Genomic DNA, 14,282 nt, shown 5'->3' with positions numbered 1-14,282 from the left:
AGTTCCTGTCCGGGGGCAGGTCGCACCACGGCCGAATCCGCGGCCTGCGCGGTGCGGCCGACGTGACGAGGCCGTGGTCCCCTGGGGTCGGGCAGGGGACCACGGCGCCTCGACTCACCTGTCGACCCGGCTCGGTTCGGCGGGGTGACGGACGGTCAGGCGGTCGTGCCCTGCCGTTGGCGACCGCCCGGTGGCCCTTCACCTGCGGCTCGACGGGACGGCGACGATCCCGTCCGCGGGCGCCCACGGCCCTTGAGGCCGTCGGCCGGACGCCGGACGCATGGCGGCCACCGGCGGGCGGGTGCCCGGCGGTGGCCGCGATGTGGTGGCTGGGTGCGAAGGATCAGCCCGTGAGGCCCAGTTCGCGCGCGATCAGCATCCGCTGCACCTCGCTCGTGCCCTCGCCGATCTCCAGGATCTTGGAGTCGCGCCACATGCGGGCGACCGGGTACTCGTTCATGAAGCCGTAGCCGCCGTGGACCTGGGTGGCTTCACGGGCGTTGTCGACGGCGATCGTGGAGGAGTACAGCTTGGCGATGGCCGCCTCCTTCTTGAAGGGCTCGCCCGCGACGAGACGGGACGCGGCGTCGCGCCAGCCCACGCGGGCCATGTGGGCCTTCATCTCCATGTCGGCGATCTTGAACTGGATCGCCTGGTTGGCGCCGATCGGGCGCCCGAACGCGTGCCGCTCCTTGGCGTACTTGACCGACTCGTCGACACAGCCCTGCGCGAGCCCCGTGGCCAGCGCCGCGATGGCGATGCGGCCCTCGTCCAGGATGCGCAGGAACTGCGCGTAGCCGCGGCCCTCCTGGCCGAGCAGGTTGGCCGCCGGGACGCGCACGTCCGCGAAGGACAGTTCACGGGTGTCGGAGGCGTTCCAGCCGACCTTCGAGTACGGGGCCGCGACCGTGAAGCCCGGGGTGCCGGAGGGGACGATGATCGCGGAGATCAGCGGCTTGCCGTCGGGCTTGCGGCCGGTGACCGCGGTGACCGTCACCAGGCCGGTGATGTCCGTGCCGGAGTTGGTGATGAAGCACTTGCTGCCGTTGATGACCCACTCGTCCGTCTCGGGGTCGAGCCGGGCCGTCGTACGGGTCGCGCCCGCGTCCGAGCCGCCGTCCGGCTCGGTGAGGCCGAAGGCGCCGAGGATCTCGCCGGAGCAGAGCCGCGGGAGCCACTCCCGCTTCTGCTCCTCCGTGCCGAAGAGATGGATCGGCATGGCGCCCAGCGAGACGCCCGCCTCCAAGGTGATCGCCACGGACGAGTCGACCCGGGCGAGCTCCTCCAGGGCGATGCCGAGGGCGAGATAGTCGCCGCCCATGCCGCCGTACTCCTCGGGGAACGGCAGCCCGAACAGGCCCATGCGGCCCATCTCCCGCACGATCTCGTACGGGAATTCGTGCCGCTCGTAGAAGTCGCCGATCTTCGGTGCCACGACGTCGTGGGCGAACTCCTCCACCGTACGGCGGAGTTCTTCGAGTTCGGGGGAAAGGCGGTGGTCCAGGGACATGCGGATCACTCCTGGTGGGACTGAGTCGTTTTACCGAGTGCTTTGACGGTGCGGGACGGGCTGGGTCGGCCCAGTTGTCCGGCCATCCACACGCTCGTGGCGGTGAGGCGGCCGAGGTCGACCCCGGTGTCGATACCGAGGCCCTGGAGCATCCATACGAGGTCTTCCGTGGCGAGGTTGCCGGTCGCGGACTTCGCGTACGGGCAGCCGCCTAGGCCGCCCGCGGAGGCGTCGACGGTGCTGACGCCGTGCTGGAGGGCGGCCAGCGTGTTGGAGAGTGCCTGGCCGTAGGTGTCGTGGAAGTGCACGCCGAGCACGCTGGTGGGCACGCCCTCCTCGTTCAGCTCGGCGAGCAGGGCCTGCACATGGCCCGGTGTCGCCACGCCGATCGTGTCGCCGAGGCTCAGCTCGTCGCAGCCCATGTCCATCAGCGCCTTGCAGACGCGGACGACCTGATGGACCGGGACCGGGCCCTCCCAGGGGTCGCCGAAGCACATCGAGACGTACCCGCGGACCGTGACGTCCGCGGCCTTCGCGCGGCTCACCACCGGCTCGAACATGGCGAGCGACTCGTCGACCGTCCGGTTGAGATTGGCCTTCGCGAAGGACTCCGTCGCGCTGGCGAAGACGGCCACGTGCCGGGCGCCGAGCGCCAGTGCCCGTTCAAGGCCGCGTTCGTTCGGCACCAGCACCGGAAGCGCCACCGGCAGGTCGGCCACCTGCGGGAACAGCCGCTCCGCGTCGGCCAGTTGGGGAACCCACTTGGGGTGGACGAAGCTGGTCGCCTCGATCGTGGTCAGGCCCGAGTCCGCGAGGCGCCGGATGAACTCCGCCTTGACCTCGGTCGGTACGGTCTCCTTCTCGTTCTGCAGCCCGTCGCGCGCGCCGACCTCGTAGATCCGTACCCGGGCGGGCAGGTCCTGGGCCGGTACGGCCATCGGCAGGCCCAGTTCGGCCGTGCTCATTCTGTCTCCTCCGCGGGGGTGATGACCGCCAGCACCTGGTCCATGGCGACCGTCGTGCCCGGTCTGACGTCCAGCTCGCTGACCGTTCCGGCGTGCGGCGCGGAGATGACGTGCTCCATCTTCATCGCCTCGACCACCAACAGGCTCTGGCCCGCGATCACTTCGTCGCCGACGGCGACCTTCACGACGGTCACCGTGCCCGGCATGGGGGCGGTCAGGGAGTCGGCACCGGCGTGCGCGGCGCCGGTGAGCGACGCGGCCACCGGGTCGTGGTCGCGCACCTGCCAGGCGTCGCCGTCGCGGCCGATCCAGTCGGCGGCGCGGTGGAAGGTGTGGCGCACCCCGTCGAGGGTCACCGCGACCCGGTCGGCGGTGACCGTGTGGGTGCCGCGCGGGGTGTACTCCACGGGGTCCAGGACCCGCAGGGAGAAGCCCACCGGCCGGGGGGTGCCGCCCAGCCGCCAGCCGCTCGGCACGGAGAACGGGTCGGTCCAGCCCTCGTCCGGCGGAGCCAGCTCGGCGAGCCGGACGGCCGCCGCCGCCTCGTACACCTCCTCCGGCACCTCCGACGGGACGAGCCCCGCCGCCTCCCGCTCGACCAGACCGGTGTCCAGGTCGCCCGCGACCACGTCCGGATGGGCCAGCAGACGCCGCAGGAAGCCCGCGTTCGTCTGGACCCCGAGCGTGACCGTCTCGGCGAGCGCGGCCCGCAGCCTGCGCAGTGCCGTCGGGCGGTCGGGGCCGTAGGCGATGACCTTGGAGAGCATCGGGTCGTAGAGGCTGCCGACCTCGGTGCCCTCCGAGAGGCCCGAGTCGGTGCGCACGCCGTCGCCCTGCGGCTCGTGCAGGGCGAGCACGGTGCCCCCGGAGGGGAGGAAGCCGCGCGCCGGGTCCTCGGCGCAGATCCGGGCCTCCACCGCGTGCCCGGTGAGGGTGATGTCCTCCTGCGCGTACGGCAGGTGTTCGCCGGCGGCGACCCGGAGCTGCCATTCGACGAGGTCGAGGCCCGTGACGAGTTCGGTGACCGGGTGCTCCACCTGGAGGCGGGTGTTCATCTCCATGAAGTAGTACGAGGACGGGTCGCCGCCGGGGACGATGAACTCGACCGTGCCCGCGCCCCGGTAGCCGCAGGACCGGGCCGCCTGGACGGCCGCCTCGCCCATCGCGGCCCGTGTGGCGGCGTCGAGGAGCACGCTGGGCGCCTCCTCGATGATCTTCTGGTGGCGGCGCTGGAGGGAGCACTCGCGCTCGCCCAGGTGCACGACGTGCCCGTGCCCGTCCGCCAGGACCTGGATCTCGATGTGCCGGGGCCGGTCGACCCAGCGCTCGACGAGAAGCGTGTCGTCGCCGAAGGAGGCCCGCGCCTCGCGCCGGGCGGCGGCGATCTCGTCGGCCAGGACCGAGGCGTCGCGCACCAGGCGCATGCCCTTGCCGCCACCGCCCGCGCTCGGCTTCAGGAGCACCGGCACGCCGATCTCGCCGGCCGCCGCGATCAGCTCGGCGTCCGTCAGACCGCTGCCCGAGGAGCCGGGGACGACCGGGACGCCGGCCGCCTTCACCGTCTCCTTGGCGCGGATCTTGTCGCCCATCAGGGAGATCGCCTCGGGGGACGGCCCGATGAAGACGAGTCCGGCCTCGGCGCAGGCCCGCGCGAAGGCGGCGTTCTCGGCGAGGAAGCCGTAGCCCGGGTGCACCGCCTGGGCGCCGCTCCGGGCCGCCGCCTCCAGCAGCCGTTCCACCGACAGATAGCTCTCGGAGGCGGGCGCCGGTCCGATCCGTACGGCCGTGTCGGCCTCCCGGACATGCCGGGCGTCCGCGTCGGCGTCCGAGAAGACGGCGACCGAGCGCACGCCGAGCGCGCGCAGGGTACGGATGACGCGTACGGCGATCTCGCCCCGGTTGGCCACAAGCACCGTGTCGAACATGGGTCCCCTCACATCCGGAAGACGCCGAACTGGGGGTCACCCAGGGGCGCGTTGGCACAGGCGGTCAAGGCGAGTCCGAGGACCTGCCGGGTCTCCATCGGGTCGATCACGCCGTCGTCCCAGAGCCGGGCCGTCGCGTAGTAGGCGTTGCCCTGCCGCTCGTACTGCCGGCGGATCGGGTCCTTGAAGTCCTCTTCGTCCGAGGCGGGCCAGGACTCGCCGCGCGCCTCGATCTGGTCGCGCTTGACGGTCGCGAGGACCGAGGCGGCCTGCTCGCCGCCCATGACGGAGATCTTGGCGCCCGGCCACATCCACAGGAAGCGCGGCGAGTACGCCCGGCCGCACATCGAGTAGTTGCCCGCCCCGTACGAACCGCCGATCACGACGGTCAGCTTCGGCACGCGCGTGCAGGCGACGGCCGTCACCATCTTGGCGCCGTGCTTGGCGATGCCACCGGCCTCGTACTGGCGGCCCACCATGAACCCGGAGATGTTCTGCAGGAACACCAGCGGGATGCCGCGCTGGTCGCACAGCTCGATGAAGTGGGCGCCCTTCTGGGCCGACTCGGAGAACAGGATGCCGTTGTTGGCGACGATCCCGACCGGGTGTCCGTGGATCCGCGCGAACCCGGTGACCAGGGTCTGCCCGAACTCGGCCTTGAACTCGGCGAAGCGTGAACCGTCCACCACGCGCGCGATGACCTCGCGCACGTCGTAGGGGGTGCGGGAGTCGACCGGCACCGCGCCGTACAGCCCGTACGGGTCGACCTTGGGCTCGGCCGACGGCTCCACGGACCAGGGGAGCGCCCCGCGCGCGGGGAGGGTGGCCGCGATGTTCCGGACGATCCGCAGCGCGTGCGCGTCGTCCTCCGCAAGATGGTCGGTGACACCCGACACACGGGAGTGGACCTCGCCGCCGCCCAGCTCCTCGGCCGTGACGACCTCACCGGTGGCGGCCTTCACCAGCGGTGGCCCGCCGAGGAAGATCGTGCCCTGGCCGCGCACGATCACGGCCTCGTCGCTCATCGCCGGGACGTAGGCGCCGCCCGCCGTGCAGGAGCCGAGGACGGCGGCGATCTGCGGGATGCCCGCGCCGGACATCCGCGCCTGGTTGTAGAAGATCCGCCCGAAGTGGTCGCGGTCCGGGAACACCTCGTCCTGCATGGGCAGGAAGGCGCCCCCGGAGTCGACGAGATAGACGCAGGGCAGGCGGTTCTCCAGCGCGACCTCCTGGGCGCGCAGGTGCTTCTTCACCGTCATCGGGTAGTACGTGCCACCCTTGACGGTGGCGTCGTTGGCGACGATCACGCACTCGCGTCCGCTGACCCGGCCGATCCCGGCGATGACCCCGGCGGCCGGGGCCGCTCCGTCGTACATCCCGTCGGCGGCGAGCGGAGCCAGCTCCAGGAACGGTGAGCCGGGGTCGAGCAGGGCGTCCACACGGTCGCGGGGCAGCAGCTTTCCGCGCGCGGTGTGCCGGGCGCGTGCCTTCTCGCCGCCGCCGAGCGCCGCCGCGGCCAGCTTCTGGCGCAGTTCCTCGCCGAGCGCGCGGTGTGCCGCCTCGTTGGCCCTCCAGGCCTCCGACGCGGGGTCTGCCGCGCTCGTCAGCTCAGGTGCCTCTTGCATCCTGCGGTCCCCTCACCAGGTGATCGACCAGTTAATGAGCGTTAACGCAACTCCTTCAGGTTAACGACCGCTAACCGCCGTGTCTAGAATTGTTTTCATGGCCACCAGAACCGACGCCCCCACCCGGCGCGAGCAGATCCTCAGGGAGGCCGCCCGGCTCTTCGCCGAGCGCGGTTTCCACGGTGTGGGAGTGGATGAGATAGGAGCGGCGGTCGGCATCAGCGGCCCCGGTCTCTACCGGCACTTCGCCGGCAAGGACGCGATGCTCGCCGAGCTGCTGGTGGGGATCAGCGGGCAGCTGCTCACGGGCGGCAAACGCCGGGTGGCGGAGGCCGAGGGGGGCGCGGAGACGCTCCTCGACTCGCTCATCGAGGGGCACATCGACTTCGCGCTCGACGACCGCCCCCTGATCACCCTGCACGACCGCGAGCTGGACCGCCTGCGGGACAGCGACCGCAAGCTCGTGCGGCAGCTCCAGCGCCAGTACGTCGAGCTGTGGGTGGAGGTGGTCCGCGAGGTGTACCCGGAGCTGACCGAGCCCGCCGCCCGTTCCGCCGTGCACTCGGTCTTCGGTCTGCTGAACTCGACCCCGCACCTGGGGCGCCCGGGCGCGCTTCCGGGGCGCGCGGGGACGGCGGAGCTGCTGCACCGGATGGCGCGGGGGGCCTTCGGGGCGGCCGCCGTGCCCCCCGGGACTCCCGTGGCTCCTGGTGTGACGGCAGTGGCTCATGAGGCTCGTGCGGCTCCCGGGGCGTGACGAGCGTCTCGGGGGGCGACCCCTGGACGGCGCTCGTGACCGGCGGGTAACCTCGTATCTGAGCAAGCGCTTAGAAATGACCCAGGTATCCAGGCGGAGGTGGCGGCGGTGCGCCGTACTGTGTTCAACGAGGACCACGAGGCGTTCCGGGAGACCCTGCGCGCCTTCATCGAGGCCGAGGTCGTCCCGGTCTACGACGAGTGGTTCGCCGCCGGCCAGGCGCCGCGCGACTTCTACTACAAGCTCGCCGAGCTCGGCGTCTTCGGTATCCGCGTGGACGAGGAGTTCGGCGGCGCCGGCATCGACTCGTACAAGTTCGAAGCCGTGATGTACGAGGAGACCTCGCGCGCGGGTGTCCAGTTCGGCGGCTCCGGTGTGCACGTGCTGCTCGGCCTGCCCTACATCAAGATGCTCGCCACCGACGAGCAGAAGAAGCGCTTCCTGCCGAAGTTCGTCAGCGCCGAGGAGATGTGGGCCCTCGCGATGACCGAGCCGGGCACCGGCTCCGACCTCGCGGGCATGAAGACCACCGCCAAGCTCTCCGAGGACGGCACGCACTACGTCCTCAACGGCTCCAAGACCTTCATCACCGGTGGCGTCCACGCCGACCGCGTGATCGTCTGCGCCCGCACCTCCGCGCCCACCGCCGAGGACCGCCGCTACGGCATCTCCCTCTTCGCCGTGGACACCAAGTCCGAGGGCTACTCCATCGGCCGCAAGCTGGACAAGCTCGGCCTGAAGACCTCCGACACCGCCGAGCTGGCGTTCGTCGACGTGAAGGTGCCCGTCGAGGACCTGCTCGGCGAGGAGAACAAGGGCTTCTACTACCTCGGCCACAACCTCGCCTCCGAGCGCTGGGGCATCGCCTTCGGCGCCTACGCGCAGGCCAAGGCCGCCGTCCGGTTCGCCAAGGAGTACGTCCAGGAGCGGACCGTCTTCGGCAAGACCGTCGCCTCCTTCCAGAACACCAAGTTCGAGCTGGCCGCCTGCCAGGCCGAGGTGGACGCGGCCGAGGCCGTCGCCGACCGCGCCCTGGAGGCCCTCGACGCGGGTGAGCTGACCCCGGCCGAGGCCGCCAGCGCCAAGCTGTTCTGCACCGAGGTCGCGCACCGCGTCATCGACCGCTGCCTCCAGCTCCACGGCGGCTACGGCTTCATGAACGAGTACCCGATCGCGCGTCTGTATGCGGACAACCGCGTCAACCGCATCTACGGCGGGACCAGCGAGATCATGAAGACGATCATCGCCAAGGACATGGGCCTGTAAGGTCCGCGAAAAGACTGCGCGGTACAACTGCCTTATGAGCGAGGCACTTCAGTCCCTCCTCGATCTGCTCGACCTCGAGCGGATCGAGGAGGACATCTTCCGCGGCCGTTCCCGGTCCGCCGTCGTCCCACGGGTCTTCGGCGGACAGGTGGCGGCGCAGGCCCTCGTGGCCGCCGGGCGCACGGTCCCCGAGGACCGGCTCGCCCACTCCCTGCACGCGTACTTCCTGCGGATCGGCGACCCCGGCGCACCCATCGTGTACTCCGTGGACCGCATCCGCGACGGCCGCTCCTTCACCACCCGCCGGGTGGTCGCCGTCCAGCACGGACAGCCGATCTTCCACCTCTCCGCGTCCTTCCAGACGTACGAGGAGGGCATGGAGCACCAGGCGCCGATGCCGCCCGCGCCCGACCCGGAGACGCTGCCCACGGCCGCCGAACTGCTTCCGCTGTACGCCGACGTCTTCACCGACGCCGAGGTCGTGGAGCGCATCCTGGAGGCCCGGGAGTCCGTCGACCTGCGCTATGTCGACGCGCCGCCGTACGCCACCGTCGGCGAGGCCCGTGAGCCGCGCTCCCAGGTGTGGTTCCGCACCAACGGCAAACTCGCCGACGACCCGCTGCTGCACGTCGTCCTCGCCACCTACGTCTCGGACATGACGCTCCTCGACTCCATCCTGCTCGCGCACGGGCGCGGCGGCTGGGTGACCGGCGATGTCGTCGGCGCCTCGCTCGACCACGCGATGTGGTTCCACCGCCCGTTCCGCGCCGACGAATGGCTGCTGTACGACCAGGAGTCACCGTCGGCATCCGGCGGCCGCGGCCTCGGCCAGGCCCGGATCTACACCCAGGACGGCCGGCTGGCCATCTCGGTGATCCAGGAAGGCGTGGTCCGCGTCCCGCGATAGCGACGCGTTCCCCGGCCCGGAGGCGTTCCTCGGTAAGACTGAGGCATGACCGAAGCAGCGGCACAGGACGAGGACAGCGGCGGCGGGAGCGGCCAGAGCGTCTCCACGGTGATCGTCGCCGCCGCGGCCAATCTCGGGATCGCCCTCGCCAAGGCGGTCGCCGGGGTCATCAGCGGCTCCAGCGCGATGCTGTCCGAGGCCGCCCACTCCGTCGCCGACACCGTCACCGAGCTGCTGCTGCTCACGGCCCTCAAACGGAGCGAGAAACCGGCCGACGAGGACCATCCGCTGGGCTACGGTCCCGAGCGGTACATCTGGGCGCTGCTCGCCGCCGTCGCCACCTTCGTCGGCGGCGCCGTCTTCTCGATCTACGACGGCATCCACACCCTGGTCGCGGGGGAGGAGCTCGGCGACCCGCTGGTGTCGTACATCGTGCTGGGTGTCGCCTTCCTCCTGGAGGGCTTCTCCCTGCGGACGGGGCTGCGGCAGGCGCGCGGCGAGGCCGCCCGGGTCGACGCCCCCTTCAGGACCTACCTCCGGCGCACGCCCGACACCGCCGTGAAGGCCGTCGTCATGGAGGACTCGGCCGCGCTGGTCGGACTGGTGTTCGCCGCGGGCGGCCTGCTCGGCGGCCAGCTCACCGGATCGGGCGTCTGGGACGGCATCGCCTCGCTGCTCATCGGACTCCTGCTGCTCTACGTCGCCTGGGTGCTGGGCCGTTCCAACGCGGAGCTGCTGATCGGACGGCCGCTGCCCAGGCCGATGCGGGAGCGGATCCGGACGGAGCTGCTGGCGGTGGAGCACGTGGAGGCCGTACTGGAACTGATCACGCTCGTGCAGGGGCCGCGCGAGGCGCTGATCGCCGCCAAGGTCGACTTCCGGGACGCGTCGACCGCGGCCGAGATCGAGTGGGCCTGCGAACAGGCCGAGGACCGGCTCCGGGCGGTGTTCCCCTCGGTGAGCCGGGTGTACCTGGACCCGACACCGGGGTACGCCCAGCGGCGGGACGAGGGGCTGAATCCCTGGCCGTGAGACGCGGTCGGGGCGTGCGCCACGCGGTCCGGCGGTACGGAACGGTGAAGGCGATCCGACGGTTCGGGGACGGTGAACGCCAACCGGGGGCGTCACCGGGGGCTCGCCCGCGCCGAGCACGCCCCCGGGTCGGTCGCCGGGATCCGAGGAGATGGGGCCTCAGGCCAGGCCCGCTTCCTTGAGCAGATACGCCGTCATCGGGTCGTAGTGGCGCGGGCTGAGGACGTGGTCGTCGAGCGGGACCACGACCTGGAGCGTGCCCTCCGACTCGGCGAGGAAGAGCGCCGGGTCGTTGCTGTCGGCGTATCCGACGGAGTCCAGACCCCGCTGGCCCGCGAAACCGGCCCAGCCGTGGTCGGCCACGACCAGGTCGGGCAGCGGACGGCCCTCCCGCTCCAGGCCGTTGAGGATCGCACGCATCGGCTCGCCCGAGTGCGTGTGCCACAGCGTGGCGCCGTGCTCCAGGACCGCCACGTCCGCGAACTGCATGACGTACCCCTCGTCCGTCTGCAGGCCGTCCGGGATCACCACGATCTCGCAGCCGGCGGCGCGCAGGGCGGCGGCCGTGGCGCGGTGCACGTCCAGCAGCCCGCCCGGGTGGCCGGTCGCGAACAGCACCTGCTGGCGGCCCTCGGCCGCCTTGCGCAGCCGGGCCGCGAGACGGTCCAGCGCGTCCACGGTCAGCTCGGGGTCGATGGTGTCCTGGCCGTACCGGTACTCCGGATCGTCGTTGACGCCGGTCCGCTCCGCCATCACCGCGAGCACGTCCTGCTCGTCGCTCCAGCGGTCGCCGAGCTCCAGGCCGAGCCACCAGTTGCGCTCGCCGTTCGCCAGCTTGCGGTAGTGGGAGAGGTTGTTCTCGCGGGGCGTGGCGACATCGCCCGCGATACGGGTCTTCACGAGATGGTCGACAAGTTCGGCGCGGCTGGGAGTCCCGGGTATCGGCATACCCCCATTGTGCCGGTGCGCTCCGGCCGGGGGCGCGGCTGTCCCCGTCGCTGGGATGTGCGTCACTCAGGTGTACGGGACCGGGGCCGGCCGGCGTTCAGTCCTCCCGGAGCGCGAACCACAACTCCATCCGTACGTCCGGGTCGTCGAGGTCCGCCCCCAGCAACGCCGAGCAGCGGGCGATGCGTTGGCGGACGGTGTTGCGGTGGACGGAGAGGGCCACCGCGGTCCGGTCCCAACTGCCGTGCAGGGACAGCCAGGTGCGCAGGGTCTCGGTCAGGGCGGGGATCCCGGCGACGGGCGCGAGCAGGGCGTGGGCGTGGGCCTCGGCGTCGGCCGGGGGGACGAGGTCGGCGAGCGCGGGACGGTCGCCGTGACGGACCAGGGGCACCCGGGTGGCGCGGGCGCGGGCCAGCGCGCGGGCCGCCTGGGTGTCGGCCGCCGCCCACGCGTGCGGGCCTGCGGGAGCGCTGACCCCGCAGGTCCAGCCCGGCTGCGCGGCGGGCTCGCGGTCGCCGGGGACGAGGACGCGGACGATGTCGCCGCCGACGTCCACCAGCGCGGAGCCCAGCGCGGCCGCCAGCGCGGACGCGGAGACCGTGTCCGGGGCGGGACCGTCCCCGGCGGGGCGCGCGTGCACGACCACCCACCGCTCGCCGCCGAGCAGCGGTGCCACCGTCTCCGGCGCGGCCCCCAGCAGCAGCCGCACCAGCGCCGCCGACCGCGCGGCCCCGCTCCCGCTCTGGTGCTCCCCGGTGAGCAGGGAGAGCAGTACGGAGGCGACGGAGGCGATCGTGTGGTCGCCGGGCTCGCGGCGCGGCGCGGCGACCCCCAGGACGAAGCCCTGGCCGCTGCCGAGGGCGTAGGCCGCGAGATGGACGCCGTCCACGGTGTCGGTGGCGGACGACGGCGCGGGCCCGTGGGCTCCCCGGGGGCGCACGACACCGGCCAGCTCGGCGAGCGCCTCCTCGGGGGACGGCGTCTCCGCCCGCTGGGAGGCGGTCGCCGGGCCGGCCTCGGTCGCCGCCCGCGCCGCTTCCCGCGGGGCGGGCGGCGGGAACCTCCCGGCGTGGGCCAGTTCCGTGCCCTCCGGGCCGTACAGCACCGCCCGGCCGCCCAGCCGCTGGGCCAGTTGCCGGAGCACCGCCGGGACCGGATCGGGGCGGGCGGCGGCCGCCGCCAGGCTCTGCTGGGCCTCGGTCACCCGGCGCAGTTCGGCCAGCCGTGCCTGGGCCATGAGCTGCCACACAGCGCGGGCGACCCCGGAGAACGTCGTCTGGGGCGGGACCTCCAGCAGGGGCAGCCCGTAGGCGTCGCAGGCCGCGACCAGGGCGCGCGGGACCGTGTCGTGGACCGGCGCCAGGCCGAAACCGAGTGCAGCGCCGCCCGCCGCGACGATGCGGGAGACGTAGTCGTCGAAATAGGTGCCCGAGCCGGCCGCCTCGGGGATGTGGACCCCCGCGGACAGCAGCAGCTCGCCGCCCAGCAGGTACGGGTAGGGGTCGGCCATCTCCGAGGTGTGCGCCCAGTGGATCACCGTGTCGGGCTCCGCGGGTCCGGCGATCAGGCGCAGGGCCAGGTCCTCGCGGGCGAGCAGCGCCGACAGCGGTACCGGGGGAGTCGGCGGTACGGCCGGGGCGGAAGGTGACTGAGGGTCCGGCACGGTGGACGGTTCCTCCATCCCATTCGGATCGAATGGATGAAACGTACACTTCGCAGCCGCTTTCCGGCCACCTAATGTCGGTCCCGACCGGCAGCCACGGGTACGGGCGGATGTCCCCGCGATCAGCTGCCGGCTCGTCCCCCACATCCCCGCACGACACGCCACCGAACGCCCTGAGGAGACCTATGGCCGTCGACTACGCAGTGATCGTCGTCTATCTGGCCGGCATGCTGGCCATGGGCTGGTGGGGCATGCGCCGCGCCAAGTCCAAGAGCGACTTCCTCGTCGCGGGACGGCGGCTCGGGCCCGTCATGTACTCCGGCACCATGGCCGCCATCGTGCTGGGCGGCGCGTCCACCATCGGCGGTGTGGGCCTCGGCTACCAGTACGGGCTCTCCGGAGCCTGGATGGTCTTCACCATCGGCCTCGGCCTGCTGGCGCTCAGCGTCTTCTTCTCCGCCCGCATCGCCCGCCTGAAGGTCTACACCGTCTCCGAGATGCTCGACCTGCGCTACGGCGGCCGGGCCGGTCTCGTCTCCGGTGTCGTCATGTGGGCGTACACCCTGATGCTCGCCGTCACCTCGACCATCGCCTACGCCACGATCTTCGACGTCCTCTTCGACATGAACCGGACGCTCGCGATCGTCCTCGGCGGCTCGATCGTCGTCGCGTACTCCACGCTCGGCGGCATGTGGTCGATCACCCTCACCGACATGGTGCAGTTCGTGGTCAAGACCGTCGGCGTGCTGCTCCTGCTCCTGCCCATCGCGGTCGTCAAGGCCGGCGGGTTCGGTGCGATGAAGGCCAAGCTGCCCACCGAGTACTTCGACCCGCTGGGCATCGGCGGCGAGACGATCTTCACCTATGTGCTGATCTACACGTTCGGCATGCTGATCGGACAGGACATCTGGCAGCGCGTGTTCACCGCGCGCGGTGACAGGACCGCCAGGTGGGGCGGCACCGTCGCCGGTACCTACTGCCTGGTGTACGCCGTGGCCGGCGCCGTCATCGGCACGGCGGCCAAGGTCCTCTACCCGAAGCTGCCCAGCGCCGACACCGCCTTCGCGACCATCGTCAAGGACGAACTCCCGGTCGGTGTGCGCGGACTGGTGCTCGCCGCGGCCCTCGCCGCTGTGATGTCCACCTCCTCCGGCGCCCTGATCGCCTGCGCCACCGTCGCCAACAACGACATCTGGTCGCGGCTGCGCGGCGCGGTGAAGCGCGACACCGACGACCACGACGAGGTCAAGGGCAACCGGGTCTTCATCCTGGTCATGGGCATCGCCGTGATCTGTACGGCGATCGCGCTCAACAACGTCGTCGAGGCGCTGACCGTCGCGTACAACCTGCTCGTCGGCGGTCTGCTCGTGCCGATCCTCGGCGGCCTGCTGTGGAAGCGCGGCACCGCGCAGGGCGCCCTCGCCTCCGTCGCCGTCGGCGGTGTCGCCGTCATCGGCCTGATGGCCGGCTACGGCATCCTCGCGAACGAGCCCGTCTACTACGGACTGCTCCTCTCCCTGGCCGCGTACGTGATCGTCTCGTTGGCCACGCCGGCGACCGACGCCGCGGTGCTGGCCACCTGGCGGGAGCGGCTCGCGGGCCGTGACGCCGAACCCCTGTCCGAACCGGTCCCGGTTCACCAGTAGAGTCGTATTACTTGTACTTAGTTGTACATACGCGACAA

General features: G+C 71.8%; 11 protein-coding genes. 5 read left to right on the top strand and 6 right to left on the bottom strand.

Annotation, left to right across the window (positions count from 1 at the left end; translation table 11 throughout):
• Window positions 1-343 precede the first annotated feature (343 nt).
• The 4 genes from ACIQRL_RS05725 to ACIQRL_RS05710 are packed head-to-tail and all read right to left on the bottom strand — an operon-like array spanning window position 344 to window position 6,025.
• On the bottom strand, window positions 344-1,504 hold the full coding sequence (locus ACIQRL_RS05725) for an acyl-CoA dehydrogenase family protein (protein WP_401328124.1): 1,161 nt from the start codon (window positions 1,502-1,504) through the stop codon (window positions 344-346).
• An 11-nt stretch (window positions 1,505-1,515) separates the two neighbouring features.
• A complete protein-coding gene (locus ACIQRL_RS05720) occupies window positions 1,516-2,475 on the bottom strand; it encodes a hydroxymethylglutaryl-CoA lyase (RefSeq protein WP_401327397.1) in 960 nt (319 codons plus the stop codon).
• Window positions 2,472-4,400, bottom strand: a complete 1,929-nt coding sequence (locus ACIQRL_RS05715; RefSeq protein ID WP_401327395.1) for an acetyl/propionyl/methylcrotonyl-CoA carboxylase subunit alpha — start codon at window positions 4,398-4,400, stop codon at window positions 2,472-2,474. Before ACIQRL_RS05715 ends, ACIQRL_RS05720 begins: the two co-directional genes overlap by 4 nt.
• Window positions 4,401-4,408: 8 nt before the next feature.
• Window positions 4,409-6,025 carry a carboxyl transferase domain-containing protein gene (locus ACIQRL_RS05710; RefSeq protein WP_401327392.1) on the bottom strand — a complete coding sequence of 539 codons (1,617 nt, stop codon included), beginning with the start codon at window positions 6,023-6,025 and terminating at the stop codon, window positions 4,409-4,411.
• Between the two features lie 97 nt (window positions 6,026-6,122).
• Here ACIQRL_RS05710 and ACIQRL_RS05705 point away from each other — a divergent pair, with 97 nt between their 5' ends.
• The 4 genes from ACIQRL_RS05705 (at window position 6,123) to ACIQRL_RS05690 (ending at window position 9,987) form a co-directional block, all read left to right on the top strand.
• Window positions 6,123-6,782 (top strand): TetR/AcrR family transcriptional regulator, encoded by a 660-nt coding sequence (locus tag ACIQRL_RS05705; RefSeq protein WP_401327390.1) that lies wholly within the window; start codon window positions 6,123-6,125, stop codon window positions 6,780-6,782.
• A gap of 108 nt (window positions 6,783-6,890) precedes the next feature.
• Window positions 6,891-8,048 (top strand): acyl-CoA dehydrogenase family protein, encoded by a 1,158-nt coding sequence (locus ACIQRL_RS05700; protein WP_401327389.1) that lies wholly within the window; start codon window positions 6,891-6,893, stop codon window positions 8,046-8,048.
• A 34-nt stretch (window positions 8,049-8,082) separates the two neighbouring features.
• Entirely contained in the window at window positions 8,083-8,955 is an 873-nt protein-coding gene (gene tesB, locus ACIQRL_RS05695) for an acyl-CoA thioesterase II (RefSeq protein ID WP_328452203.1), read from the top strand.
• Window positions 8,956-9,000: 45 nt separating this feature from the next.
• The gene (locus ACIQRL_RS05690; RefSeq protein ID WP_401327386.1) at window positions 9,001-9,987 is read left to right on the top strand and encodes a cation diffusion facilitator family transporter; all 987 of its coding nucleotides are present in this window, start codon (window positions 9,001-9,003) and stop codon (window positions 9,985-9,987) included.
• 159 nt (window positions 9,988-10,146) lie between these two features.
• Here ACIQRL_RS05690 and ACIQRL_RS05685 read toward each other — a convergent pair whose 3' ends face one another.
• On the bottom strand, window positions 10,147-10,935 hold the full coding sequence (locus tag ACIQRL_RS05685; protein ID WP_401327384.1) for a phosphatase: 789 nt from the start codon (window positions 10,933-10,935) through the stop codon (window positions 10,147-10,149).
• A 97-nt stretch (window positions 10,936-11,032) separates the two neighbouring features.
• Window positions 11,033-12,616 (bottom strand): PucR family transcriptional regulator ligand-binding domain-containing protein, encoded by a 1,584-nt coding sequence (locus ACIQRL_RS05680; RefSeq protein ID WP_401327381.1) that lies wholly within the window; start codon window positions 12,614-12,616, stop codon window positions 11,033-11,035.
• A 167-nt stretch (window positions 12,617-12,783) separates the two neighbouring features.
• On the opposite strand from ACIQRL_RS05680, the gene ACIQRL_RS05675 reads away from it, so the two are divergent.
• Complete coding sequence (locus tag ACIQRL_RS05675; RefSeq protein WP_401327379.1) at window positions 12,784-14,244, top strand: sodium:solute symporter; 1,461 nt, start codon at window positions 12,784-12,786, stop codon at window positions 14,242-14,244.
• Window positions 14,245-14,282 lie beyond the last annotated feature (38 nt).

It is taken from the genome of Streptomyces sp. NPDC091209 (assembly GCF_044757755.1).
GTDB lineage: Bacteria > Actinomycetota > Actinomycetes > Streptomycetales > Streptomycetaceae > Streptomyces.
Note: the sequence above shows the minus strand (reverse complement) of the source record. Positions and strands in the feature narration are given on the sequence as shown.